This window comes from Streptomyces sp. NPDC058674, assembly GCF_042716505.1.
GTDB lineage: Bacteria > Actinomycetota > Actinomycetes > Streptomycetales > Streptomycetaceae > Streptomyces.
The window spans coordinates 46998-72858 of sequence record NZ_JBHXSC010000019.1; the positions used below are offsets into that span (position 1 = coordinate 46998).

Sequence of the window (25861 nt, forward strand, 5' to 3'; positions counted from 1 at the left end):
CGGCAGCAGTAGTAGTGCGCGGGGCTTCCCGTGCCGTAGCGGCGGCTGTCCACGCAAGTTAGTCAGCACTAACTAACAACCTGTAGGGGGAACCGTGAACACGCAAGGCACCCAGAGCACCGACACCAGACTGCGGGCACCCGCCGTCTGGGCCCTGATCCTCACCGGCGTCGCCAGTTTCATGGCCGCCCTCGACAACCTCGTCGTCACCACCGCCCTGCCCGCCATCCGCACCGACCTCGGCGGCGGGCTGGAGGACCTGGAGTGGACGGTGAACGCCTACACGCTCACCTTCGCCGTGCTCCTGATGTTCGGCGCCGCCCTCGGGGACCGGTTCGGTCGCCGCAGGCTCTTCATCATCGGTCTCACCGTCTTCACCGGGGCGTCCGCGGCGGCCGCCCTCTCGCCCGGCATCGACGCGCTCATCGCCGCCCGCGCCGTCCAGGGCGTCGGCGCCGCGATCATGATGCCGCTCACCCTCACCCTGCTCACCACCGCCGTCCCGGCCGCGCGCCGCGGCATGGCCCTCGGGATCTACGGGGCCGTCACCGGTCTCGCCGTCGCGAGCGGCCCCCTCATCGGCGGCAGCCTCACCGAGCACATCTCCTGGCAGTGGATCTTCTGGCTCAACGTGCCGGTGGGCCTGGCCCTCATACCGCTCGCCCGGCTGCGCCTCGCCGAGTCCACCGCCCCCGGATCCCGCCTCGACGTCCCGGGCACCCTCATGATCAGCGGCGGCCTCTTCGGCATCGTGTACGCCCTGGTCAACGCCAACGCGGAGGGCTGGACCAGTGCTCCCGTGCTCACCGGCCTGACCGTCGGCACCGCCCTCGTCGGCGGCTTCGTCCGCCACGGCTTCCGCCACGCCGATCCGATCCTCCCGATGCGCCTCTTCCGCGACCGGGGCTTCCTCGGGATCAACCTCGCCAGCCTGCTGATGTTCCTCGGCATGTTCGGCTCGATCTTCCTGCTCAGCCAGTTCCTCCAGGGCGTCGCCGGCTACTCGCCCACCGAGGCCGGACTGCGCATGCTCCCCTGGACCGGCATGCCGATGATCGTCGCCCCGATCGCCGGAATCCTCTCCGACCGCATCGGCGGACGCCCGGTCGTCGCCGCCGGGCTGGCGTTCCAGGCACTCGGCCTCGGGTGGTTCGCCGCGGTCCTGAGCACGGACCTCTCGTACGCCGCCCAGCTGCCCCCGCTGATCCTCAGCGGCATCGGGATGGCCCTGTACTTCGCCCCCGCCGCCAACGTCCTGATGTCCACGGTGGCCCCCGCCGACCAGGGCAAGGCCTCCGGCACCAACAACGCCCTGCGCGAGGTCGGCGGAGCCCTCGGTGTCGCCGTCCTGGCCTCCGTCTTCTCCGCCCAGGGCGGATACGAGACCCCGCAGGCCTTCACCGACGGCACCGTCCCCGCCCTGTGGATCGGCGCCGGGGCGGTCGCCGTCGCCGCCGTCCTGGCCCTGCTCCTCCCGCGGAAGCCGAAGGCCACCCCGGCCGTCCCCGCCGACCTCGCGGCCCCGGCCCCGGCATCGGCGCCGCAGAAGGTCCCCGCCGCCCACTGACCCGACCGAATCCCGGTCCCCGACCCCGGGCCCCGACCCCCGACCCGCGACCCACCGTTCCGCGAGGAGTGCACGCCATGCCCGACATCCCCTGGTCCACGCCCACTCCGGCCGCGCCCGGCGCCGAGGTCTACGTGATGGCCTCCCGCTTCGAGACCACCACCCTGGTCGGCGCCGTCCGGTTCCTCCTCAAGGCCCCCGGCATCATCCGCCAGATCCGCAAGGCCCCCGGCGCCCACGGCTCCGCACTGCGCGCCCGCGTCCTCGGGCGCACCTTCCTCACCCTCTCCGCCTGGGAGGACCGCGACGCGCTCTACCGCTTCGCCGCCGGCGAGCCCCACCGCTCCGACTCCCGCGCCGCCGCGGCCTTCATGAAGGAATCCGCCTTCACCTTCTGGACCGCCCCCGCCTCCGCCCTGCCCATCGGCTGGGCCGAGGCGGAGCGCCGCCTGGCCGAGCAGGGGCCGGGACGCTGAGACACCGGTCGAGCCACGGTCCGTGGCCCCGCAGGGATGCGGGAGGCACGGACCGTACTCTTGTCCACGTGCAGGAACTCCACGATGCCCCCCTCGCCCCGCTGACCACCTTCCGTCTCGGTGGTCCCGCCGCCCGTCTGATCACCGCGACCACCGACGCCGAGGTGGTCGCCGCCGTCCGCGCCGCGGACGAGAGCGGCACCCCGCTCCTGGTCATCGGCGGCGGCAGCAACCTGGTCATCGGAGACCGCGGCTTCGACGGCACCGCCCTGCGCATCGCGACCACCGGCTTCACCCTCGACGGGACCACCCTGGAGCTCGCCGCGGGCGAGAACTGGAGCGACGCCGTCGCCCGTACCGTCGACGCCGGCCTCGCGGGCATCGAGTGCCTGGCCGGCATCCCGGGCTCCGCCGGCGCCACCCCGATCCAGAACGTCGGGGCGTACGGACAGGAAGTCCGCGACACCATCACCGAGGTCGTCGCCTACGACCGCGCGAGCGGCGAGACGGTCACCCTGACCGCCGCCGAGTGCGCGTTCTCGTACCGCGACAGCACCTTCAAGCACCAGCCCGAGCGGTACGTCGTCCTGCGCGTGCGCTTCGCCCTGGAGGACGCGGGCGGGCTCTCCGCGCCGATCAAGTACCCGGAGACCGCCCGCGCCCTCGGCGTCGAGGCGGGCGACCGGGTGCCCGCCGCCGCGGCCCGCGAGACCGTACTGCGGCTGCGCGCCGGCAAGGGCATGGTCCTCGACCCCGCCGACCACGACACCTGGTCCGCCGGCTCCTTCTTCCACAACCCGATCCTGACGGAAGAGGCGTACGCCGCCTTCCTCGCCCGCGCCCAGGACCGCCTCGGCCCCGACACGGCCCCGCCCGCCTACCCGGCCGGCGAAGGACGTACGAAGACCAGCGCGGCCTGGCTGATCGACAAGGCCGGCTTCACCAAGGGCTACGGCACCGGCCCCGCGCGCATCTCCACCAAGCACACCCTGGCCCTCACCAACCGCGGCGGGGCCACCACCGAGGACCTCGTCTCCCTGGCCCGCGAGGTCGTCGCGGGCGTCCACGCGGCCTTCGGCGTCACCCTGGTCAACGAGCCGGTGACGGTCGGCGTCAGCATCTGAGGAGTCCCGGCCGCCCATGCTCTGTCCCCTCCACGGGGCCGGTACGGACCCCACCCGCCTCGTGGGGCGCACGCTCAGCAGAGTCGTCGCGTCCTGGCACATCAGCGAGGGCGAGCGGTCCGAGGCCCCCCTCGACGTCTGGCTGATCGACAGCGTGGGCGACTCCATCCGGATCACCACCGGGTCCGACCAGTGCCTCATCGTCGAGTCCGCGGCCCCGCACGCGCCGTACGACACGGGGGAGTGGGGCCGCGTCGAGGTCGGCGAGGACCTCGGCGACCACCCCTTCCTGCGGCACCTCGGCGAGACCGTCACCTCGGTCGCCGAGTACGCCCTGCCCGAACAGGGCCGCACCCACCTGGAGATCGGCTTCCCGGACGGCGCCCGGGTGCGCGCCGACTGCTACGAGGGGGACCTGCGGCTCACCCGGTGAGCCACTGGTCGATCCCCGCGAGCAGCTTGGCCTGCACCTCCTCGGGCGCGGCCGAGCCGCGCACCGACTGGCGGGCCAGCTCGGCGAGCTCCGCGTCCGTGAAACCGTGGTGCGTCCGGGCGATCTCGTACTGCGCCGCCAGCCGGGAGCCGAAGAGCAGCGGGTCGTCCGCGCCCAGCGCCATCGGGACCCCGGCCTCGAAGAGGGTGCGCAGCGGCACGTCCTCGTGCCGCTCGTATACCCCGAGGGCGACGTTGGAGGCCGGGCAGACCTCGCAGGTGATCTGCCGGTCGGCGAGCCGCTTGAGCAGCCGCGGATCCTCGGCGGCCCGGACGCCGTGCCCGATCCGGGAGGCGTCCAGGTCGTCGAGGCAGTCGCGGACGGAGGCGGGGCCGGTGAGCTCGCCGCCGTGCGGTGCGGCGAGGAGGCCGCCTTCGCGCGCGATGGCGAAGGCCCGGTCGAAGTCGCGGGCCATGCCGCGGCGCTCGTCGTTGGAGAGCCCGAAGCCGACGACGCCGCGGTCGGCGTAGCGGACGGCGAGGCGGGCCAGGGTGCGGGCGTCGAGGGGGTGCTTCATGCGGTTGGCGGCGATGACCACGCGCATGCCGAGACCGGTCTCGCGGGAGGCGGAGTCGACGGCGTCGAGGATGATCTCTACGGCCGGGATCATGCCGCCCAGCAGGGGGGCGTAGGAGGTGGGATCCACCTGGATCTCCAGCCAGCCGCTGCCGTCCCGTACGTCCTCCTCGGCGGCCTCGCGGACCAGACGGCGGATGTCGTCGGGCTCCCGGAGGCACGAGCGGGCGGCGTCGTAGAGCCGCTGGAAGCGGAACCAGCCGCGCTCGTCGGTGGCGCGCAGCTTGGGGGGCTCCCCGGCGGTGAGGGCGTCGGGGAGGCGGACGCCGTACTTGTCGGCGAGCTCCAGCAGGGTCGATGGTCGCATCGAGCCGGTGAAGTGCAGGTGGAGGTGTGCCTTCGGCAGAAGCGTGAGGTCGCGTGCGTGCTCCATTTGGTGATCCTGCCGTACGCACGCGCTGAGCGGGAGGGCGTTTTACCTTTCGGGGGCTTGCTCGAACGCGCGAGCGGGTGCGGAGGCGGCGGCTCGGTCCGCTGCGCGCGGCCTCCCGGGCTCCGCCCGGACCCGCGCCTCAAACGCCGACGGGGCTGAACATCGGGCTCCGCCCGGGCCCCGCGCCGCAGACACCGGCGGGGGTGAGGGGGCTGCGGCGGGGAATGACGAGTGGCGGCCGTCCTTGGGGGGAGGCCGCCACTCGGGGGTTCGCTGCCGGCCGCTCTAGGCCTTGGCCTCCGCCAGGAGCTTCTGGATTCGGGAGACGCCCTCCACCAGGTCCTCGTCGCCCAGGGCGTACGAGAGGCGCAGGTAGCCGGGGGTGCCGAAGGCCTCGCCCGGGACGACCGCGACCTCGGCCTCGTCGAGGATCAGGGCGGCCAGTTCGACGGAGGTCTGCGGGCGCTTGCCGCGGATCTCCTTGCCCAGCACGTCCTTGACCGACGGGTACACGTAGAACGCGCCCTCGGGGGTCGGGCACAGGACGCCGTCGATCTCGTTCAGCATCCGCACCATCGTCCGGCGCCGCCGGTCGAAGGCGGTGCGCATCTCGTGGACGGCCTCCAGGTCGCCGGAGACGGCGGCCAGCGCCGCGACCTGGGCCACGTTGGAGACGTTGGAGGTGGCGTGCGACTGCAGGTTCGTCGCGGCCTTGACCACGTCCTTGGGGCCGATGATCCAGCCCACGCGCCAGCCGGTCATCGCGTACGTCTTGGCGACGCCGTTGACGATGATGCACTTGTCGGCCAGCTCGGGGACGATCGCCGGCAGCGAGACGAACTTCGCGTCGCCGTAGACCAGGTGCTCGTAGATCTCGTCGGTCAGGACCCACAGGCCGTGGCCCGCGGCCCAGCGGCCGATGGCCTCGGCGTCCGCCTCGCTGTAGACGGCGCCCGTCGGGTTGGACGGGGAGACGAAGAGGACGACCTTGGTGCGCTCGGTGCGCGCGGCCTCCAGCTGCTCGACGGAGACCCGGTAGCCGGTGGTCTCGTCGGCGACGACCTCGACCGGGACACCGCCGGCGAGACGGATGGACTCCGGGTAGGTGGTCCAGTACGGAGCCGGGACGATGACCTCGTCACCCGGGTCCAGGATGGCCGCGAAGGCCTCGTAGATCGCCTGCTTGCCGCCGTTGGTCACCAGCACCTGGGACGCGTCGACCTCGTAGCCGGAGTCGCGCAGCGTCTTCGCGGCGATCGCGGCCTTCAGCTCCGGGAGGCCGCCGGCCGGCGTGTAGCGGTGGTACTTGGGGTTGCGGCAGGCCTCGACGGCGGCCTCGACGATGTAGTCCGGGGTCGGGAAGTCGGGCTCGCCCGCGCCGAAGCCGATCACCGGGCGTCCGGCGGCCTTGAGGGCCTTGGCCTTGGCGTCGACGGCGAGGGTGGCGGACTCGGAAATGGCGCCGATGCGGGCGGACACCCGGCGCTCGGAGGAAGGCGTTGCAGAGGTCATGCGGCCAATCGTCCCAGACGGCCCACAAGGGCCGCACACCGTTTCAGTCACCGGACCGCGGCGACGCCGGACGGGGTTCTGTTCGACGTCAGGGCCGGGTTCACGTACACTCACCTGTCGTTGGACCTCGCCAGCCGCTCCAGAGCGTGAGCACTCCGTGCACTCGCCCGGATGCGGTAGGTTGGGGGACGCAAAGGGTCGTAGCTCAATTGGTAGAGCACTGGTCTCCAAAACCAGCGGTTGGGGGTTCGAGTCCCTCCGGCCCTGCTCCACACTCCTCCTCGGACGTGTGTGCGCAGGTACGTACTTATGCAACGCCGTGCGGCGCAACCGGGCGCGGTACGGCCACGACCCGGATTCAGGTGAGAGACGTGACGGACGCCCTGGGCTCCATCGACATGCCTGACGCCGAGGACGAGACGCGCGAGAAGAAGGCCCGCAAGGGCGGTAAGCGCGGCAAGAAGGGCCCTCTGGGTCGTCTCGCGCTCTTCTACCGCCAGATCGTCGCGGAACTCCGCAAGGTTGTATGGCCCACTCGCAATCAGCTCACGACGTACACCACCGTGGTGATTGTCTTCGTGGTCATCATGATCGGTCTGGTGACCGTGATTGACTATGGGTTCCAGGAAGCCATCAAGTTCGTCTTCGGCTGATCCCCGCGGAGGGCGGCGCCTTGATGGGTGCCGCCCGTTTTCGCATGTTCCACCACCTTTTGTATCCAGGAAGAAGCAGCCACCGTGTCTGACCCGAACCTGAACGCGAGCGACGAGTCCGTCGAGTCCGTCGAGTCCGTTGAGGACCAGCTCGACATCGTCGAGGCTGCCGACGCCGTGGACCCCGACGAGGCCGAGCTCGCCGACGCCGAGGCGGGTGTCGCAGCCGAGGAGGCCGCGCTGCACGTCGAGGCCGAGGTCGAGGGCGACGCCCGGGTCGAGGACGACGCAGAGGTCGAAGAGGCCGCTGACGACGAGGCTGGCGCCGAAGAGGTCGAGGGCGCGGTCGAGGCCGACGCCGACGCCGAAGAGGAGGCCGAAGAGGCCGCCCCGGTCGAGCCCGCGGAGCCCGTGGACCCGGTCCAGGCCCTGCGCGAGGAGCTGCGCCTCCTGCCCGGCGAGTGGTACGTGATCCACACCTACGCCGGCTACGAGAAGCGCGTGAAGGCCAACCTGGAGCAGCGCGCCGTCTCGCTGAACGTCGAGGAGTTCATCTACCAGGCCGAGGTGCCCGAGGAAGAGATCGTCCAGATCAAGAACGGCGAGCGCAAGAACGTCCGGCAGAACAAGCTGCCCGGTTACGTTCTCGTCCGCATGGATCTGACGAACGAGTCCTGGGGCGTCGTCCGCAACACGCCTGGTGTCACCGGCTTCGTCGGCAACGCCTACGACCCGTACCCGCTGACGCTGGACGAGATCGTCAAGATGCTCGCCCCGGAGGCGCAGGAGAAGGCCGCCAAGGCCGCCGCGGAGGAGGCCGGCCTGCCCGCGCCCTCCGTGAAGCGCACCATCGAGGTCCTCGACTTCGAGGTCGGCGACTCGGTCACCGTCACCGACGGCCCGTTCGCGACGCTCCAGGCGACCATCAACGAGATCAACCCGGACTCGAAGAAGGTCAAGGGACTCGTCGAGATCTTCGGTCGCGAGACCCCGGTCGAGCTCAGCTTCGACCAGATCCAGAAGAACTGATCCAGCTCTTCTGGGCAACAGCTTCGAACAGGTCAGACCGCCCCGAAAAGGACGGTCTGACCTGCTCGGTTTTCAGCCTCGCACCGATACCCGTTATCGTGGTGCGGTATGCCTCCATCCGGATGACCGGATTGGCGGCGAAACACTCTCACTAGGACCCGGAGAGAGCAATGCCTCCCAAGAAGAAGAAGATCACGGGGCTCATCAAGCTCCAGATCAAGGCCGGCGCGGCCAACCCGGCTCCGCCGGTCGGCCCCGCGCTCGGTCAGCACGGCGTCAACATCATGGAGTTCTGCAAGGCCTACAACGCCGCGACCGAGTCGCAGCGCGGCATGGTCGTGCCGGTGGAGATCACGGTCTACGACGACCGCTCCTTCACCTTCATCACCAAGACTCCGCCGGCCGCGCGCCTCATCCTCAAGAGCGCGGGCGTGGAGAAGGGCTCCGGCGAGCCGCACAAGACCAAGGTCGCGAAGCTCACGCGTGACCAGGTCCGCGAGATCGCCACGCTGAAGATGCCCGACCTGAACGCCAACGACATCGACGCGGCCGAGAAGATCATCGCCGGCACCGCGCGCTCGATGGGCATCACGGTCGAAGGCTGATCCAGCCTCACCGCCCGGCACCACCAGTGGTAGGACCAAGCGCTGGTCCGCACCACGACTCCACACCTGAAGTCACAACACAGGAGCAGAAGTGAAGCGCAGCAAGACTCTCCGCGCTGCGGACGCCAAGATCGACCGGGAGAAGCAGTACGCCCCGCTCGAGGCCGTCCGTCTCGCCAAGGAGACCTCCGCGACCAAGTTCGACAGCACCGTCGAGGTCGCCTTCCGCCTGGGTGTAGACCCGCGCAAGGCCGACCAGATGGTGCGTGGCACCGTGAACCTCCCGCACGGCACCGGCAAGACCGCCCGGGTCCTGGTCTTCGCGACCGGTGACCGTGCTGCGGCCGCGGAAGCCGCCGGCGCCGACATCGTCGGCGACGACGAGCTGATCAACGAGATCGCCAAGGGCAACCGCCTCAACGAGTTCGACGCCGTTGTCGCCACCCCGGACCTCATGGGCAAGGTCGGCCGCCTCGGCCGCGTGCTCGGTCCCCGTGGCCTCATGCCGAACCCGAAGACCGGCACCGTCACGATGGACGTCGCGAAGGCTGTCACCGAGATCAAGGGTGGCAAGATCGAGTTCCGCGTCGACAAGCACTCGAACCTGCACTTCATCATCGGCAAGGTCTCCTTCTCCGATGAGCAGCTGGTCGAGAACTACGGCGCGGCCCTCGACGAGATCCTTCGTCTGAAGCCGTCCGCCGCGAAGGGCCGCTACATCAAGAAGGCCGCCCTGAGCACCACGATGGGCCCCGGCATCCAGCTGGACTCCAACCGCACCCGGAACCTCCTCGTCGAGGAAGACCCGGCCGCGGTCTGAGCCTGACGGCTCACCGAGTGGCTGAACGGGCCCCTCGGCACCCCTTCACGGGGGCGCCGGGGGGCCCGTTTCCGTGTTCCGGCTCACACCGGAGCGGACACGGGCCCGGGCGCCGTGCGCCGCGGGGGCGGAGGGCCGGTACAGTCCATGGAACAAACGATCGATCTAGGGGTGGGGACCTCATGTCCGTGTACCGGAAGAAGACCGTCGGCGCCGTACTGGCCGCCGTACTGCTCGTGGGCGGCGCCACGGCGTGTGAGAACGGCAAGAAGACAGACTCCGGCAAGGCGGGCAGCGCGTCCGCCGAGCCCGCGAAGCCGGCGGCGGCCGTATCCCCCGCCGAGGCGCTGAACGCGGCCTACAAGAAGACCTCGGCCGCGAAGTCGGCCAAGGTCCGCATGACCCTCTCGATGCCCGCCGCGACCGGCGCCGCCACGAACATGGAGATGACGGGCGTACAGGGCTGGGGCCCGGACGTCATGGACATCACCATGAAGGGCGCGCTCCCCGCCGGCTCCGGCGCCGAGTCGGTGCGCATGATCATGTCGAACAACGTCATGTTCATGGAGATGCCGGCCGGCTCCCCCACCGCCAAGGGCCTGGAGGGCATGGAGGGCATGGAGGGGAAGCGCTGGATGAAGCTCGACCTCAACGCCGCCGCGGCGGCGTCGGGCGACGCCGAGGCGCTGAGGAAGCTGGGCGGCCTGGGCGGCGTCGAGCAGGGCCAGGACCCGGCCAAGCAGCTCGCCCTGCTCCTCAGCTCGCCGAACGTGAAGCACGTCGGCAGCGAGAAGGTCGAGGGCACGGACGCCGAGCACTACAAGGGCACCGTCACCTTCGAGGAGATGCTGGCCGCGAACGACTCCGTCAAGGCACTGACCGAGGCGGAGCGCAAGCAGCTCACCGACGCCATGAAGACCGCCGGCATCACGGGCTACGACATGGACGTCTGGGTCAACAAGGACGGCTACCCGGTCCACATGAAGGTCGGCATGAGCATGCCGCAGGGGACCATGAACATGGACGCGTACTACTCGGACTACGGCTCGGCCGCCACCGTGCAGACGCCGCCGGACAGCGAGACCTTCGACCTGTTCGGCATGCTCAAGGAGCTGGGCAAGGCCGGCGCCGGGGCCTGACCACCCGAGGCGATTTGCCTCGGCTGGACCGTTTCACGTACGCTTCACGAGAAGCCAAAGACCGCTGGTCGTTGCCGTGCCCGCAAGGGTGCGGTGGCCGAAGGATCCGCTGAGTGCGGACGTCCTGCGCAGGTGTTCGTGGACACGCTCCCGGAGCAATTCGGTTGAGCTTACGCCCCGTGCGCTTGCGCCGGGGCGTTTCGTTTGTTCAGCCCCTTCTGAGCGGTCCTCATCACCCGGAAGGAGGCCGACGCTCTATGGCAAGGCCCGACAAGGCTGCCGCGGTAGCCGAGCTCACGGACCAGTTCCAGAGCTCGAACGCCGCCGTGCTGACCGAGTACCGGGGTCTCACCGTCGCGCAGCTCAAGACGCTGCGTCGTTCGCTCGGTGAGAACGCCCAGTACGCCGTGGTGAAGAACACGCTGACCAAGATTGCGGCCAACCAGGCCGGGATCACCGCGCTGGACGAGCACTTCGCTGGTCCGACCGCGGTCGCCTTCATCACCGGTGACCCGGTGGAGTCGGCGAAGAGCCTGCGTGACTTCGCCAAGGAGAACCCGAACCTCATCATCAAGGGCGGTGTCCTTGACGGTAAGGCGCTGACCGCCGATGAGATCAAGAAGCTCGCGGACCTCGAGTCCCGCGAGGTTCTGCTCAGCAAGCTGGCCGGCGCGTTCAAGGGCAAGCAGTCTCAGGCTGCCTCGCTCTTCCAGGCGCTGCCGTCGAAGTTCGTCCGCACCGCGGAAGCGCTTCGCGTCAAGCTCGCCGAGCAGGGCGGTGCCGAGTAATTCGGCTCGCGCACTGATCCACGCCGCCTAGTGCGTGGGTCGTAGCGGGCCGTTACGCCCGCCTCTCTATACATCCGGCACCTGCCGAATTAGTGGAAGGATCGCCCATCATGGCGAAGCTCTCTCAGGACGACCTCCTCGCCCAGTTCGAGGAGATGACCCTCATCGAGCTCTCCGAGTTCGTGAAGGCCTTCGAGGAGAAGTTCGACGTCACCGCCGCCGCGGCCGTCGCCGTTGCCGCCCCGGGCGCCCCGGGTGCCCCGGCCGAGGCCGCCGAGGAGCAGGACGAGTTCGACGTCATCCTCACCGGTGCCGGCGACAAGAAGATCCAGGTCATCAAGGTCGTGCGCGAGCTGACCTCCCTGGGCCTCAAGGAGGCCAAGGACCTCGTGGACGGCGCCCCGAAGCCCGTCCTCGAGAAGGTCGCCAAGGAGGCCGCTGACAAGGCCGCCGAGTCCCTCAAGGCTGCCGGCGCGGCTGTCGAGGTCAAGTAACACCTCTGGGGCCTCTCCGAGGCTCCTGCGAAGGGCGATCACCCGTAAGGGTGGTCGCCCTTTGGCGTACCCGTAGTGCCTGACTTGCCCTGGTCTCGTTGGGGAGTAGGGTGATCATCGTTGCCCCGGAGCTGGGTCCGAAGATGATCCGCACGGAGCAGGGGGCCTTGACGAACGGGACGCGGCGCGCAATTCTCAGACCCGTCGCCAGCTCGGACTCCTCGATCGGGGATTCGAGGCATGGATCGACCGTGAAGAGGGCAGTACTGATACGCGCTGTGTGTACGTGTACGAGGCCGCAGCGTTGGATGCAGGGTTTGTTTAACGACATGGGGAAGGCCTGTTGCCGGTTTCCGGAAACCTGGTCTGGACATCAGTGAGCCAAGTGGCTACACTGACCCTTTGCGCTGCCTGTTAGCTGCCCCCTGCCCGTCGCCAGGGGCATACCCACGCTTCAGCACACTTGATTGATTGCCCTGAGCTGGCCCTTCGGCCCAGATCGGGAGCGGCCGTCTTCTGTGTCCGCTGGGACCGGTACGCGCGTAGTGAGTCCGAGCCCTCGGAAGGACCCCCTCTTGGCCGCCTCGCGCAACGCCTCGACCAATACGAACAACGGTGCCAGCACTGCCCCGCTGCGCATCTCCTTTGCAAAGATCAAGGAGCCCCTCGAGGTTCCGAACCTCCTGGCGCTGCAGACCGAGAGCTTTGACTGGCTTCTCGGCAACGCTGCCTGGAAGTCTCGCGTCGAGTCGGCGCTTGAGAGTGGACAGGACGTCCCCACCAAGTCCGGTCTGGAAGAGATCTTCGAGGAGATCTCGCCGATCGAGGACTTCTCCGGGTCGATGTCGCTGACCTTCCGCGACCACCGTTTCGAGCCGGCGAAGAACTCTGTCGACGAGTGCAAGGACCGCGACTTCACGTACGCGGCGCCGCTGTTCGTCACAGCCGAGTTCACGAACAACGAGACCGGAGAGATCAAGTCTCAGACGGTCTTCATGGGCGACTTCCCGCTCATGACCAACAAGGGCACCTTCGTCATCAACGGCACCGAGCGTGTCGTCGTGTCGCAGCTTGTCCGCTCCCCTGGTGTCTACTTCGACTCCTCCATCGACAAGACGTCCGACAAGGACATCTTCGCCGCCAAGATCATCCCGTCCCGGGGTGCCTGGCTGGAGATGGAGATCGACAAGCGCGACATGGTCGGTGTCCGCATCGACCGCAAGCGCAAGCAGTCCGTCACCGTCCTCCTGAAGGCTCTCGGCTGGACCACCGAGCAGATCCTCGAGGAGTTCGGCGAGTACGAGTCCATGCGCGCCACCCTGGAGAAGGACCACACCCAGGGTCAGGACGACGCGCTGCTCGACATCTACCGCAAGCTGCGTCCGGGCGAACCGCCGACCCGCGAGGCCGCTCAGACGCTGCTCGAGAACCTCTACTTCAACCCGAAGCGCTACGACCTCGCCAAGGTCGGCCGCTACAAGGTGAACAAGAAGCTCGGCGCCGACGAGCCGCTCGACGCCGGCGTGCTCACCACCGACGACGTCATCGCGACCATCAAGTACCTGGTCAAGCTGCACGCCGGCGAGACCGAGACCACCGGTGAGTCCGGCCGTTCGATCGTCGTCGAGACCGACGACATCGACCACTTCGGCAACCGTCGTCTGCGCAACGTCGGCGAGCTCATCCAGAACCAGGTCCGCACGGGTCTGGCTCGTATGGAGCGCGTCGTCCGCGAGCGCATGACGACCCAGGACGTCGAGGCGATCACGCCGCAGACCCTGATCAACATCCGGCCGGTCGTCGCCTCCATCAAGGAGTTCTTCGGCACCAGCCAGCTGTCGCAGTTCATGGACCAGAACAACCCGCTGTCGGGTCTGACCCACAAGCGCCGCCTTTCGGCGCTGGGCCCCGGCGGTCTGTCCCGTGAGCGGGCCGGCTTCGAGGTCCGTGACGTGCACCCGTCGCACTACGGCCGCATGTGTCCGATCGAGACCCCCGAAGGCCCGAACATCGGTCTGATCGGCTCGCTCGCGTCCTACGGCCGCGTCAACGCGTTCGGCTTCGTCGAGACCCCGTACCGCAAGGTCATCGACGGTGTCGTCACCGACGACGTCGACTACCTGACGGCCGACGAGGAAGACCGCTTCGTCATCGCCCAGGCCAACGCCGGCCTGAACGACGAGATGCGCTTCACCGAGAACCGCGTGCTGGTCCGCCGTCGTGGCGGCGAGATCGACTACATCGCCGGCGACGACGTCGACTACATGGACGTCTCCCCGCGCCAGATGGTGTCCGTCGCGACCGCGATGATCCCCTTCCTGGAGCACGACGACGCCAACCGCGCCCTCATGGGCGCGAACATGATGCGCCAGGCCGTTCCGCTCATCAAGGCGGAGGCGCCGCTCGTCGGCACCGGCATGGAGTACCGCTGCGCGGTCGACGCCGGTGACTCGATCCGTGCGGAGAAGGACGGTGTCGTCCAGGAGGTCTCGGCCGACTACATCACCGTCGCCAACGACGACGGCACGTACACCACGTACCGCGTCGCGAAGTTCTCCCGCTCGAACCAGGGCACCTCGGTCAACCAGAAGGTCATCGTCAACGAGGGCGACCGGATCATCGAGTCCCAGGTCCTTGCCGACGGTCCCGCGACCGAAGAGGGCGAAATGGCCCTCGGCAAGAACCTGCTCGTCGCGTTCATGCCGTGGGAAGGCCACAACTACGAGGACGCGATCATCCTGTCGCAGCGCCTCGTACAGGACGACGTCCTCTCCTCGATCCACATCGAGGAGCACGAGGTCGACGCCCGTGACACCAAGCTGGGCCCCGAGGAGATCACCCGGGACATCCCGAACGTCTCCGAGGAGGTCCTGGCGGACCTCGACGAGCGCGGCATCATCCGCATCGGTGCGGACGTCGTCGCCGGCGACATCCTGGTCGGCAAGGTCACGCCCAAGGGCGAGACCGAGCTGACCCCGGAGGAGCGCCTGCTCCGCGCGATCTTCGGTGAGAAGGCCCGCGAGGTGCGCGACACCTCGCTCAAGGTGCCTCACGGTGAGATCGGCAAGGTCATCGGTGTCCGCGTCTTCGACCGCGAGGAGGGCGACGAGCTTCCTCCGGGCGTGAACCAGCTGGTCCGCGTCTACGTCGCCCAGAAGCGCAAGATCACCGACGGCGACAAGCTCGCCGGCCGCCACGGCAACAAGGGCGTCATCTCCAAGATCCTTCCGATCGAGGACATGCCCTTCCTGGAAGACGGCACGCCGGTCGACATCATCCTCAACCCGCTGGGTGTCCCGTCCCGAATGAACCCGGGACAGGTCCTGGAGATCCACCTCGGCTGGCTCGCCAGCCGCGGCTGGGACGTCTCCGGCCTGGCCGAGGACTGGGCCGAGCGTCTGAAGGTCATCGGTGCCGACAAGGTCGAGCCCGGTACCAACGTCGCCACCCCGGTGTTCGACGGCGCCCGCGAGGACGAGCTCGCCGGCCTCTTCGAGCACACCATCCCGAACCGCGACGGGGACCGCCTGGTCCTCCCGTCCGGCAAGGCGCGTCTGTTCGACGGCCGCTCCGGTGAGCCGTTCCCGGACCCGATCTCCATCGGGTACATGTACATCCTCAAGCTCCACCACCTGGTCGACGACAAGCTCCACGCTCGGTCGACCGGTCCGTACTCGATGATCACGCAGCAGCCGCTGGGTGGTAAGGCGCAGTTCGGTGGCCAGCGCTTCGGTGAGATGGAGGTGTGGGCGCTTGAGGCTTATGGCGCCGCGTACGCCCTCCAGGAGCTCCTGACCATCAAGTCCGACGACGTGACCGGCCGCGTGAAGGTCTACGAGGCCATCGTCAAGGGCGAGAACATCCCCGAGCCGGGCATTCCCGAGTCCTTCAAGGTGCTCATCAAGGAAATGCAGTCGCTCTGCCTCAACGTGGAGGTGCTGTCCTCGGACGGCATGTCCATCGAGATGCGCGACACCGACGAGGACGTCTTCCGCGCGGCGGAGGAGCTCGGTATCGACCTGTCCCGGCGCGAGCCGAGCAGCGTCGAAGAGGTCTGACGGGCCTGACGGGGGGCTCGCTCAAGAGCCCCCCGTCATCCCCGGGACCGTTCAGACCATGATTGAGACTCGACCCCGAAAGAGGGATTGACGCACAGTGCTCGACGTCAACTTCTTCGACGAGCTGCGGATCGGCCTTGCCACCGCGGACGACATCCGAACCTGGTCCCACGGCGAGGTCAAGAAGCCGGAGACCATCAACTACCGCACCCTCAAGCCCGAGAAGGACGGACTCTTCTGCGAGAAGATCTTCGGCCCGACCCGGGACTGGGAGTGCTACTGCGGCAAGTACAAGCGTGTCCGCTTCAAGGGCATCATCTGTGAGCGCTGTGGCGTCGAAGTCACGCGCGCCAAGGTGCGCCGCGAGCGGATGGGCCACATCGAGCTCGCCGCTCCCGTCACCCACATCTGGTACTTCAAGGGCGTCCCGTCGCGCCTGGGCTACCTGCTGGACCTCGCGCCGAAGGACCTCGAAAAGGTCATCTACTTCGCCGCGTACATGATCACGTTCGTGGACGACGAGCGCCGCACCCGCGACCTCCCGTCGCTGGAGGCGCACGTCTCCGTCGAGCGCCAGCAGATCGAGAACCGCCGCGACGCGGACCTCGAAGGCCGTGCCAAGAAGCTCGAGACCGACCTGGCCGAGCTCGAGGCCGAGGGCGCGAAGGCCGACGTGCGCCGCAAGGTGCGCGAAGGCGCCGAGCGCGAGATGAAGCAGCTCCGCGACCGCGCCCAGCGCGAGATCGACCGCCTCGACGAGGTGTGGGCCCGCTTCAAGAACCTCAAGGTCCAGGACCTGGAGGGCGACGAGCTCCTGTACCGCGAGCTGCGTGACCGCTTCGGCACGTACTTCGACGGCTGCATGGGCGCCGCCGCGCTGCAGAAGCGCCTGGAGTCCTTCGACCTCGAGGAGGAGGCCGAGCGCCTCCGCGAGATCATCCGTACCGGCAAGGGCCAGAAGAAGACCCGTGCGCTCAAGCGCCTCAAGGTCGTCTCCGCGTTCCTGCAGACCAGCAACAAGCCCAAGGGCATGGTTCTGGACTGCGTGCCGGTGATCCCGCCGGACCTGCGTCCGATGGTGCAGCTGGACGGTGGCCGCTTCGCGACCTCCGACCTGAACGACCTGTACCGCCGCGTGATCAACCGCAACAACCGCCTGAAGCGCCTTCTTGACCTCGGTGCCCCCGAGATCATCGTGAACAACGAGAAGCGCATGCTCCAGGAGGCCGTGGACGCCCTCTTCGACAACGGTCGTCGCGGCCGTCCGGTGACCGGTCCCGGCAACCGCCCCCTGAAGTCCCTCAGCGACATGCTGAAGGGCAAGCAGGGTCGATTCCGCCAGAACCTCCTCGGCAAGCGCGTGGACTACTCCGCGCGTTCCGTGATCGTCGTCGGCCCGCAGCTGAAGCTGCACCAGTGCGGCCTGCCCAAGGCCATGGCGCTGGAGCTCTTCAAGCCGTTCGTGATGAAGCGCCTGGTGGACCTGAACCACGCGCAGAACATCAAGTCGGCGAAGCGCATGGTCGAGCGCGGCCGCACGGTCGTCTACGACGTGCTCGAAGAGGTCATCGCCGAGCACCCGGTCCTGCTGAACCGTGCGCCCACGCTGCACCGCCTCGGCATCCAGGCCTTCGAGCCCCAGCTGGTCGAAGGCAAGGCCATCCAGATCCACCCGCTCGTCTGCACCGCGTTCAACGCGGACTTCGACGGTGACCAGATGGCCGTGCACCTGCCGCTCTCCGCGGAGGCGCAGGCCGAGGCCCGCATCCTGATGCTGTCCTCGAACAACATCCTGAAGCCGGCCGACGGCCGTCCGGTCACGATGCCGACCCAGGACATGGTCCTCGGTCTGTTCTTCCTGACCACCGACGGCGAGCTCCGTGACGTCAAGGGCGAGGGCCGTGCGTTCGGCTCGACCGCCGAGGCGACCATGGCGTTCGACAACGGCGAGCTCGCGCTCCAGTCGGCCGTCGACATCCGCTTCCCGGTGGGCACCATCCCGCCGCGGGGCTGGGTGCACCCGGTCGCCGAAGAGGGCGAGCAGGAGTTCCAGCCGGGCGACAGCTTCCGGCTGCGCACCACCCTGGGCCGCGCGCTCTTCAACGAGCTGCTGCCCGAGGACTACCCGTTCGTCGACTACTCGGTGGGCAAGAAGCAGCTCTCCGAGATCGTCAACGACCTGGCGGAGCGCTACCCCAAGGTCATCGTGGCGGCGACGCTCGACAACCTGAAGGCGGCCGGCTTCCACTGGGCGACCCGTTCGGGCGTCACCGTGGCCATCTCCGACGTCGTCGTGCCCGAGGCCAAGAAGGCCATCGTCAAGGGCTACGAGGAGCTGGACGAGAAGGTCCAGAAGCAGTACGAGCGCGGTCTGATCACCAAGGACGAGCGCACGCAGGAGCTCATCGCGATCTGGACCAAGGCGACCAACGAGGTTGCCGAGGCGATGAACGCGAACTTCCCCAAGACGAACCCCATCTTCATGATGGTTGACTCGGGTGCCCGAGGAAACATGATGCAGATGCGACAGATCGCCGGTATGCGCGGTCTGGTGTCGAACGCGAAGAACGAGACCATCCCGCGTCCGATCAAGGCGTCCTTCCGTGAGGGCCTCACCGTCCTGGAGTACTTCATCTCCACGCACGGTGCCCGTAAGGGTCTGGCGGACACCGCCCTGCGTACCGCCGACTCGGGTTACCTCACCCGTCGTCTGGTGGACGTCTCGCAGGACGTCATCATCCGCGAGGAGGACTGCGGCACCGAGCGCGGCCTGAAGCTGAAGATCGCCGTTCGCGGCGAGGACGGCGCGCTGCGCAAGGCCGACGACGTCGAGACCTCGATCTACGCCCGCATGCTGGCCGAGGACGTCGTCATCGACGGCAAGGTCATCGCGCCGGCCAACGTCGACCTCGGTGACGTGCTCATCGACGCCCTGGTCGCCAACGGCGTCGAGGAGGTCAAGACCCGCTCGGTCCTGACCTGTGAGTCCGCGGTCGGCACCTGTGCCTTCTGCTACGGACGCTCGCTCGCCACCGGCAAGCTGGTCGACATCGGTGAGGCGGTCGGCATCATCGCCGCCCAGTCCATCGGTGAGCCCGGTACCCAGCTGACGATGCGTACCTTCCACACCGGTGGTGTGGCCGGTGACGACATCACGCAGGGTCTGCCGCGTGTCGTCGAGCTCTTCGAGGCCCGTACGCCGAAGGGTGTCGCCCCGATCTCCGAGGCCGCCGGCCGCGTGCGGATCGAGGAGACCGAGAAGACCAAGAAGATCGTCATCACGCCCGACGACGGCAGTGACGAGACTCCCTTCCCGATCTCGAAGCGCGCCAAGGTCATCGTGCACGAGGGCGACCACGTCGAGGTGGGCCAGAAGCTCACCATGGGTGCCACCAACCCGCACGACGTGCTGCGCATCCTCGGCCAGCGTGCCGTCCAGGTCCACCTGGTCGGCGAAGTCCAGAAGGTCTACAACTCGCAGGGCGTGTCGATCCACGACAAGCACATCGAGATCATCATCCGGCAGATGCTGCGCCGCGTGACGATCATCGAGTCCGGCGACGCGGAGCTCCTGCCGGGCGAGCTGGTCGAGCGGTCGAAGTTCGAGACCGAGAACCGTCGTGTGGTCACCGAGGGCGGACACCCCGCCTCCGGCCGCCCGCAGCTGATGGGTATCACCAAGGCCTCGCTCGCCACCGAGTCGTGGCTGTCGGCGGCGTCCTTCCAGGAGACGACCAGGGTTCTGACGGACGCGGCGATCAACGCCAAGTCCGACTCCCTGATCGGCCTCAAGGAGAACGTCATCATCGGCAAGCTCATCCCGGCCGGTACGGGCCTCGCCCGCTACCGCAACATCCGGGTGGAGCCCACCGAAGAGGCCAAGGCCGCGATGTACTCGGCCGTCGGTTACGACGACATCGACTACTCGCCCTTCGGCACCGGCTCCGGCCAGGCCGTCCCGCTGGAGGACTACGACTACGGCCCGTACAACGGCTGAGGTCCGAGAGCGCCCAGCGCGTGAGCAGAAGCCCCCCGCACTCCGTGAGGAGCGCGGGGGGCTTCCGCGTACCCGGGGGCCCGGCGGCCGGCGCGGGGCGCGTCAGGCGCGGCGCCGGCGGCGCAGGGACGTGAGGGCGGTCGAGGCCAGGACCAGGAGGGCGAGGGCGCCGGCGGCCAGGCCCGGGGTGAGGCCGCGGGGGGTGAAGGTGCAGGCGACCTTCCGCGTGCCGGGGGAGAGGGGCACCGAGACCAGGCCGTGGAAGCTGCCCGCGGGGGCCGAGCACCGCCAGCCGGGGACGGCGGTCATCGCGAAGACCGCCGTCCCCGTGGCGCCCGCCGGGAGGGTGGCCTCGACGGTGTGGCCGCCGGTCTCGACGCCCGTGGCGCCGGTGGCCGTCAGGCGGGCGACGGCCCGGTCGAGCGCCGGGCGGTCCAGGCAGCCGAGGGGGAAGGCGCCGACCGGGCCCCCGCGGGCGCGGGTCCGCACCCGGACGTCGACCCGGCCCGAGGCGGGGACCCCGCCCAGGGGGGTGACCCCGGTCGCGGAGCCGTTCAGGGGCTGCTCGCGGCCGCCCGCGGAGACGGTGCCGTAGAGGTCGGGGGAGTACCAGAAGGCCTCGGAGCCCGGCGCGCAGCGGGCGGTGAGGCGCTGTCCGCCCGCGGTGCCGGCGCGGGCGGTGCGGGGGACCTCGTACACGGTGGCGCCCAGGAGGGTCTCCTGGCGGGCGTAGACGCTGTCCGGCGGGTGGGGCGAGGTGTAGGGGGCCGACCGTACGGTGACCAGCGGGGGCGCGGGGAAGCGGACCGCGGTCCAGGTGCCCGGGGCGCTCCCCGGGCGGACCCGGGCCCCGATGGAGAAGATCGCGTCGAGCACCGGGTTGTCGGCGCCGAAGAGGGTGCGGCCGTCGTTCTTGTAGCCGTAGCCGAGCGGCTCCAGCGCCTGGTACGTGGCCGCCGGGAGGTAGCTGCTGTAGTACTGCGGCCCCTGCGCCCGCAGGGCGAGCGCGTCGTTGTACGAGGTCTGCGGCGCGCCCGAGTCGGTCCGGTGGGCGGGCCAGCCGTCCACCGCCCGGACGGCGGCGAAGTGGTTCGTGATGGACCGGTTCGAGGTGGCGGCCGGCTTCGCCCAGCGCTCGCGGGCGCGGCGGGCGTCGGCGTTGACCGCCGCCGCGGTGGACTCGGCGAAGACGACGGCGGCCATCAGGGCGGCGGCCGCCGGGACCAGGAACCGGCGCCGCTCGCCGAGGCTCAGCAGGACCAGGGACAGCAGGGACAGCGCGCCGCCGCCCAGGACGGCCGGCCAGGTCCAGCCGCCGAAGTCGTCCGTGCGGCGGAGCACGAAGGCGGCCGCGGCCGGCAGGCCGGCCGCCAGGGCCAGGTGGAGCGGGCGCGGGCGGTGGGCCAGGGACAGCCAGGCGAGGACGACCAGCATCCCGCTGAGGACGAAGGCCTCCCGGTAGGGGTTGCCGTTCGGCACGGCGAGACCGTGCCAGGCGTACTGGGTGGGCGGGAACTGGAAGGAGGCGGCCACCAGGAGCGCCGCGCCGGTCCACACCAGCCGGGTCCGGCGCGCGATCGAGGTGTTGAGGACGAAGGCGCCGGCCAGGATCAGGCCGAGCGAGGCGATGTAGAGCCGGGGGCGGCCGCCCCACAGGTGGGTGGCCGGGAGCAGGCCCGCCAGGAAGACGTCGATCCGTACGGGGTCGAAGGCGCCGGCCCGGGTGGGCTGGGCGGCTCCGCTGGACAGGAACGACGGCAGGAGGAGGGGGAGGGTGAGCGCGATGCCCGTCCCCGCGGCCGTCGCGGCCCGCCAGGCGGCGCGCAGCCGCTGCCCGGGGGCGGGCGCGTCGAGGGTGAGGAGGCGGACGCCGAGGAGGACGCAGGCGGCCGTCGTGGCCATCATGGCCGTGTAGAAGTTGCCGTACCAGGCGAGCGCGACGAGCAGGGCCGCGCCGGGCCAGCGGCGCCCCTCCAGGCACCACTGCGCGGCGATGCCGAGCAGCGGGAGGGCGACCAGGCCCCAGAGCCACATGGGGATGTACGAGGCGTCGCTGAGCGCCCATCCGCACAGGCCGTAGCAGGCGCCGAGGACACCGCGCTGCCACCACGGGCCGGGGTGCAACCGGCCGAGGTAGACCGTCATGACGGCCGCGGCGGTGCCCATCGTGACCGGGGTGACGGCGAAGACGGCCAGGTCGACGTGGGCGCGGGGGACCAGGACGGCCGTCCAGGAGAACGGATTGCCGAGGTAGGTGTGGTAGTCCGAGAGGAACTGCTGGCCGAAGCCGCCGTGCCAGGTGAAGAGCAGGTCGCCGGCGGCGTGTCCGTGGACCAGGTCCCACAGCGCGCGGTGGAAGGGGACGTACTGGTTGGCCTGGTCGTTGAGGGCCCGGCCGGTGGCGCCGAAGGGATAGGCGCCGCGCGCCGCCCAGGCCGCGCAGAAAGCACCCGAAGTGATGAGGAAGGCGAGCAGCGGACCGTGCGGCCGGCCCCACCGGCGGGAGCGCCGGCGCCGGCGCGGGAACGGGCGGTCCGGTTCGGGCGGCCGGTGCTCCGGGCCGGGGTGCGGGGCGTGTTCCACGCTGGTCGGCTCCGGTGCCACGGTCCCCAATGCCCTGCTCCCTGCTGATCGACTCTCGCGCGCTGCGCGGAGGGCAGTGCGCAGCTTAGGGGCGCCGCCGGCCTGCGGCGGGCCGTGCCGGCCGGCGCCGGGGGCCGCCCGGGGGAGCCGTGCGGGGCGGGGGAGGGCGCCACCGCTTGCGCCCGGCGTGTTTTCGTGCTGGGCATTTGTTTTGACCTACCTCTGTGAGGTAGGTACGCTCTGACCTTGTGCCTGGGGTGTGCCTAGGCTCTCGTGCGTGTCCATCAACCGCATGTGAGCCGCATCGGCCACCGCGATCCAAGCGTCTCCGTGTCCGCACGGAGGTCCGCCGGATCCGACACACCCGACCGCGTGGGTCGGCAAATGTTCCAGGTTAGCTTCACTACACGGCACACAGAAACCGGAGAAGTAGTGCCTACGATCCAGCAGCTGGTCCGGAAGGGCCGGCAGGACAAGGTCGAGAAGACAAAGACCCCCGCGCTCGAGGCTTCGCCCCAGCGTCGCGGCGTCTGCACGCGAGTGTTCACGACCACCCCGAAGAAGCCGAACTCGGCGCTCCGTAAGGTCGCGCGTGTGCGTCTGACCTCCGGCATCGAGGTCACGGCCTACATTCCGGGTGAGGGACACAACCTGCAGGAGCACTCGATCGTGCTCGTGCGTGGTGGCCGTGTGAAGGACCTGCCGGGTGTTCGTTACAAGATCATCCGCGGTGCGCTTGACACCCAGGCTGTCAAGAACCGCAAGCAGGCCCGCAGCCGCTACGGCGCCAAGAAGGAGAAGTAAGAATGCCTCGTAAGGGCCCCGCCCCGAAGCGCCCGGTCATCATCGACCCGGTCTACGCATCTCCTCTGGTGACGTCGCTCATCAACAAGATCCTCCTGAACGGCAAGCGCTCCACCGCCGAGCGCATCGTCTACGGCGCCATGGAAGGCCTCCGCGAGAAGACCGGTGCTGACCCGGTCATCACGCTGAAGCGCGCGCTGGAGAACGTCAAGCCGTCCCTCGAGGTCAAGTCCCGCCGTGTCGGTGGCGCCACCTACCAGGTGCCGATCGAGGTCAAGCCCGGTCGCGCGGCGACCCTCTCGCTGCGCTGGATCGTGGGCTACTCCCGCGCCCGTCGCGAGAAGACCATGACCGAGCGCCTCATGAACGAGCTCCTCGACGCCTCGAACGGCCTCGGTGCGGCCGTCAAGAAGCGTGAGGACACGCACAAGATGGCCGAGTCCAACAAGGCCTTCGCGCACTACCGCTGGTAGTCCCACCCCACATCGAGACCGAGAGAAGACCGAAGCCTTATGGCTACCACTTCGCTTGACCTGGCCAAGGTCCGCAACATCGGGATCATGGCCCACATCGACGCGGGCAAGACGACCACCACCGAGCGCATCCTGTTCTACACCGGTGTGTCGTACAAGATCGGTGAGGTCCACGACGGCGCCGCCACGATGGACTGGATGGAGCAGGAGCAGGAGCGTGGTATCACCATCACGTCCGCCGCGACGACCTGCCACTGGCCTCTCGACGAGGTCGACCACACCATCAACATCATCGACACCCCGGGTCACGTCGACTTCACCGTCGAGGTGGAGCGTTCGCTCCGCGTCCTCGACGGCGCCGTCACCGTGTTCGACGGTGTCGCCGGTGTGGAGCCGCAGTCCGAGACGGTCTGGCGTCAGGCAGACCGCTACGGCGTTCCGCGCATCTGCTTCGTCAACAAGCTGGACCGCACCGGCGCCGAGTTCCACCGCTGCGTCGAGATGATCGAGTCGCGCCTCGGCGCGGTTCCGATCGTCATGCAGCTCCCCATCGGTGCCGAGATGGACTTCCAGGGCGTTGTCGACCTGGTCACCATGAAGGCGTTCGTCTGGTCCGCCGAGGCGACCAAGGGCGAGATGTACGACATCGTCGACATCCCGGCCACGCACACCGAGGCCGCCGAGGAATGGCGCGCCAAGCTCATCGAGCAGGTGTCCGAGAACGACGACGAGCTCATGGAGCTGTTCCTGGAGGGCACCGAGCCCTCCGTCGAGCAGCTGCACGCCGCCGTCCGCCGCATCATCATCGGCTCGGGCAAGGGCAACGGCGCCACGATCACCGCGGTGTTCTGTGGCACGGCGTTCAAGAACAAGGGCGTTCAGCCCCTGCTCGACGCCGTCATCCGCTACCTCCCGTCGCCGCTGGACATCGAGGCCATCGAGGGTCACGACGTCCGTGACGCCGAGGTCGTCGTGAAGCGCAAGCCTTCGGACGACGAGCCGCTCGCGGCGCTGGCGTTCAAGATCATGCGCGACCCGCACCTCGGCAAGCTCACCTTCGTCCGGGTTTACTCGGGCCGCCTGGAGGCCGGCACTGCGGTGCTGAACTCCGTCAAGGGCAAGAAGGAGCGCATCGGCAAGATCTACCGCATGCACGCGAACAAGCGGGAAGAGATCGCCGCGGTGGGCGCGGGCGACATCGTCGCCGTCATGGGCCTGAAGCAGACCACCACCGGTGAGACGCTGTGTGACGACAAGGCACCCGTGATCCTGGAGTCCATGGACTTCCCGGCTCCGGTCATCCAGGTCGCCATCGAGCCCAAGTCCAAGGGTGACCAGGAGAAGCTGGGTGTCGCCATCCAGAGTCTCGCGGAGGAGGACCCCTCCTTCCACGTTCACTCGGACGAGGAGACCGGCCAGACCATCCTCGGCGGTATGGGCGAGCTGCACCTCGAGGTGCTGGTCGACCGTATGAAGCGCGAGTTCAAGGTCGAGGCCAACGTCGGCAAGCCGCAGGTCGCGTACCGTGAGACGATCCGCAAGACCGTCGAGCGTCACGACTACACCCACAAGAAGCAGACCGGTGGTACCGGTCAGTTCGCCAAGGTGCAGATCGCGATCGAGCCGATCCTCGAGGCCGACGGCCCGGCGTACGAGTTCGTGAACAAGGTCACCGGTGGCCGCATCCCGAGGGAGTACATCCCCTCGGTGGACGCCGGTGCGCAGGAGGCCATGCAGTTCGGCATCCTGGCCGGCTACGAGATGACCGGCGTCCGCGTCATTCTTCTCGACGGCGGCTACCACGAGGTCGACTCCTCGGAGCTCGCCTTCAAGATCGCCGGTTCGCAGGCCTTCAAGGAGGCCGCGCGCAAGGCGTCGCCCGTACTTCTCGAGCCGATGATGTCCGTTGAGGTCACCACGCCCGAGGAGTCCATGGGCGACGTGATCGGCGACATCAACTCCCGCCGTGGCCAGATCCAGGCCATGGAGGAGCGTCACGGCGCGCGTCTCGTGAAGGGCCTCGTGCCGCTTTCGGAGATGTTCGGCTACGTCGGAGACCTCCGCAGCAAGACCTCGGGTCGCGCCAGCTACTCGATGCAGTTCGACTCCTACGCCGAGGTTCCCCGGAACGTCGCTGAGGAGATCATCGCGAAGGCCAAGGGCGAGTAACTCTTCCGAGTACACGCTTTAGGCTTGTCACCGGAGCCTCTGGGGCATCAGGAGCAACCCTCCCGCTGCCCCGGGGGAACCGGCTATCCAGCAAAGATCACCTGGCGCCGATGAGCAAGGCGTACAGA

At 69.0% G+C, this 25861-nt stretch carries 19 protein-coding genes and 1 tRNA gene; 17 read left to right on the forward strand and 3 right to left on the reverse strand.

Going from position 1 to position 25861, the window contains the following annotated elements; translation table 11 throughout:
• Positions 1-94 precede the first annotated feature (94 nt).
• From ACFWU6_RS12805 to ACFWU6_RS12820, 4 genes are all read left to right on the forward strand, one after another.
• Entirely contained in the window at positions 95-1567 is a 1473-nt protein-coding gene (locus ACFWU6_RS12805) for a DHA2 family efflux MFS transporter permease subunit (RefSeq protein ID WP_383980808.1), read from the forward strand.
• Between the two features lie 77 nt (positions 1568-1644).
• Entirely contained in the window at positions 1645-2043 is a 399-nt protein-coding gene (locus ACFWU6_RS12810; RefSeq protein WP_383802573.1) for a DUF3291 domain-containing protein, read from the forward strand.
• A gap of 68 nt (positions 2044-2111) precedes the next feature.
• Positions 2112-3167: a UDP-N-acetylmuramate dehydrogenase gene (locus ACFWU6_RS12815; RefSeq protein ID WP_383980810.1), complete on the forward strand. Its 1056-nt coding sequence runs from the start codon at positions 2112-2114 to the stop codon at positions 3165-3167.
• Positions 3168-3183: 16 nt separating this feature from the next.
• Entirely contained in the window at positions 3184-3600 is a 417-nt protein-coding gene (locus tag ACFWU6_RS12820; RefSeq protein ID WP_383802569.1) for a hypothetical protein, read from the forward strand.
• Here the strand turns inward: ACFWU6_RS12820 and ACFWU6_RS12825 are convergent.
• Together ACFWU6_RS12825 and ACFWU6_RS12830 are read right to left on the reverse strand one after the other, a co-directional pair.
• Positions 3590-4609: an adenosine deaminase gene (locus ACFWU6_RS12825; protein ID WP_383802566.1), complete on the reverse strand. Its 1020-nt coding sequence runs from the start codon at positions 4607-4609 to the stop codon at positions 3590-3592. The two genes, ACFWU6_RS12820 and ACFWU6_RS12825, sit on opposite strands and share 11 nt — an antisense overlap.
• Positions 4610-4894: 285 nt before the next feature.
• Positions 4895-6121: a pyridoxal phosphate-dependent aminotransferase gene (locus tag ACFWU6_RS12830; RefSeq protein WP_383802563.1), complete on the reverse strand. Its 1227-nt coding sequence runs from the start codon at positions 6119-6121 to the stop codon at positions 4895-4897.
• A 194-nt stretch (positions 6122-6315) separates the two neighbouring features.
• On the opposite strand from ACFWU6_RS12830, the gene ACFWU6_RS12835 reads away from it, so the two are divergent.
• The 10 genes from ACFWU6_RS12835 to ACFWU6_RS12880 all read left to right on the forward strand — a co-directional run bounded on the left by ACFWU6_RS12835 (position 6316) and on the right by ACFWU6_RS12880 (position 19704).
• Positions 6316-6388: transfer RNA gene (locus tag ACFWU6_RS12835), tRNA-Trp, on the forward strand.
• A gap of 104 nt (positions 6389-6492) precedes the next feature.
• Positions 6493-6774 carry a preprotein translocase subunit SecE gene (gene secE / locus ACFWU6_RS12840; RefSeq protein ID WP_030825982.1) on the forward strand — a complete coding sequence of 94 codons (282 nt, stop codon included), beginning with the start codon at positions 6493-6495 and terminating at the stop codon, positions 6772-6774.
• 84 nt (positions 6775-6858) lie between these two features.
• Positions 6859-7803 (forward strand): transcription termination/antitermination protein NusG, encoded by a 945-nt coding sequence (nusG, locus tag ACFWU6_RS12845; RefSeq protein WP_383980812.1) that lies wholly within the window; start codon positions 6859-6861, stop codon positions 7801-7803.
• Positions 7804-7973: 170 nt separating this feature from the next.
• Positions 7974-8408, forward strand: coding sequence for a 50S ribosomal protein L11 (rplK, locus tag ACFWU6_RS12850; RefSeq protein WP_053682632.1), 435 nt, complete (start codon positions 7974-7976; stop codon positions 8406-8408).
• Between the two features lie 91 nt (positions 8409-8499).
• A complete protein-coding gene (gene rplA, locus ACFWU6_RS12855) occupies positions 8500-9228 on the forward strand; it encodes a 50S ribosomal protein L1 (RefSeq protein WP_266996557.1) in 729 nt (242 codons plus the stop codon).
• A 182-nt stretch (positions 9229-9410) separates the two neighbouring features.
• Positions 9411-10367: a hypothetical protein gene (locus ACFWU6_RS12860; RefSeq protein ID WP_383980814.1), complete on the forward strand. Its 957-nt coding sequence runs from the start codon at positions 9411-9413 to the stop codon at positions 10365-10367.
• A gap of 257 nt (positions 10368-10624) precedes the next feature.
• The gene (gene rplJ, locus ACFWU6_RS12865) at positions 10625-11155 is read left to right on the forward strand and encodes a 50S ribosomal protein L10 (protein ID WP_267724692.1); all 531 of its coding nucleotides are present in this window, start codon (positions 10625-10627) and stop codon (positions 11153-11155) included.
• A gap of 110 nt (positions 11156-11265) precedes the next feature.
• The gene (gene rplL, locus ACFWU6_RS12870) at positions 11266-11649 is read left to right on the forward strand and encodes a 50S ribosomal protein L7/L12 (protein WP_356525203.1); all 384 of its coding nucleotides are present in this window, start codon (positions 11266-11268) and stop codon (positions 11647-11649) included.
• 575 nt (positions 11650-12224) lie between these two features.
• Entirely contained in the window at positions 12225-15707 is a 3483-nt protein-coding gene (gene rpoB / locus ACFWU6_RS12875) for a DNA-directed RNA polymerase subunit beta (protein ID WP_383802552.1), read from the forward strand.
• 97 nt (positions 15708-15804) lie between these two features.
• The gene (locus ACFWU6_RS12880) at positions 15805-19704 is read left to right on the forward strand and encodes a DNA-directed RNA polymerase subunit beta' (RefSeq protein ID WP_383802549.1); all 3900 of its coding nucleotides are present in this window, start codon (positions 15805-15807) and stop codon (positions 19702-19704) included.
• A 102-nt stretch (positions 19705-19806) separates the two neighbouring features.
• On the opposite strand, the gene ACFWU6_RS12885 is transcribed toward ACFWU6_RS12880, so the two are convergent.
• Complete coding sequence (locus tag ACFWU6_RS12885) at positions 19807-22308, reverse strand: YfhO family protein (protein WP_383980821.1); 2502 nt, start codon at positions 22306-22308, stop codon at positions 19807-19809.
• Positions 22309-22719: 411 nt separating this feature from the next.
• Here ACFWU6_RS12885 and rpsL point away from each other — a divergent pair, with 411 nt between their 5' ends.
• The 3 genes from rpsL to fusA are packed head-to-tail and all read left to right on the forward strand — an operon-like array spanning position 22720 to position 25733.
• Positions 22720-23091, forward strand: coding sequence for a 30S ribosomal protein S12 (gene rpsL / locus ACFWU6_RS12890; RefSeq protein WP_007265893.1), 372 nt, complete (start codon positions 22720-22722; stop codon positions 23089-23091).
• 2 nt (positions 23092-23093) lie between these two features.
• The gene (gene rpsG, locus ACFWU6_RS12895; RefSeq protein WP_330298073.1) at positions 23094-23564 is read left to right on the forward strand and encodes a 30S ribosomal protein S7; all 471 of its coding nucleotides are present in this window, start codon (positions 23094-23096) and stop codon (positions 23562-23564) included.
• 39 nt (positions 23565-23603) lie between these two features.
• Positions 23604-25733: an elongation factor G gene (fusA, locus tag ACFWU6_RS12900; protein WP_383802546.1), complete on the forward strand. Its 2130-nt coding sequence runs from the start codon at positions 23604-23606 to the stop codon at positions 25731-25733.
• The last annotated feature ends 128 nt before the right edge of the window (positions 25734-25861 follow it).

Bases quoted from the DNA above. Each gene is read 5' to 3' on its own strand.
- ACFWU6_RS12810 (WP_383802573.1), top strand. From the start codon at position 1,645: ATGCCCGACATCCCCTGGTCCACGCCCACTCCGGCCGCGCCCGGCGCC.
- ACFWU6_RS12820 (WP_383802569.1), top strand. From the start codon at position 3,184: ATGCTCTGTCCCCTCCACGGGGCCGGTACGGACCCCACCCGCCTCGTG.
- ACFWU6_RS12825 (WP_383802566.1), bottom strand. From the start codon at position 4,609: ATGGAGCACGCACGCGACCTCACGCTTCTGCCGAAGGCACACCTCCAC.
- ACFWU6_RS12830 (WP_383802563.1), bottom strand. From the start codon at position 6,121: ATGACCTCTGCAACGCCTTCCTCCGAGCGCCGGGTGTCCGCCCGCATC.
- rplK (WP_053682632.1), top strand. From the start codon at position 7,974: ATGCCTCCCAAGAAGAAGAAGATCACGGGGCTCATCAAGCTCCAGATC.
- ACFWU6_RS12860 (WP_383980814.1), top strand. From the start codon at position 9,411: ATGTCCGTGTACCGGAAGAAGACCGTCGGCGCCGTACTGGCCGCCGTA.
- rplJ (WP_267724692.1), top strand. From the start codon at position 10,625: ATGGCAAGGCCCGACAAGGCTGCCGCGGTAGCCGAGCTCACGGACCAG.
- rplL (WP_356525203.1), top strand. From the start codon at position 11,266: ATGGCGAAGCTCTCTCAGGACGACCTCCTCGCCCAGTTCGAGGAGATG.
- rpsG (WP_330298073.1), top strand. From the start codon at position 23,094: ATGCCTCGTAAGGGCCCCGCCCCGAAGCGCCCGGTCATCATCGACCCG.
- fusA (WP_383802546.1), top strand. From the start codon at position 23,604: ATGGCTACCACTTCGCTTGACCTGGCCAAGGTCCGCAACATCGGGATC.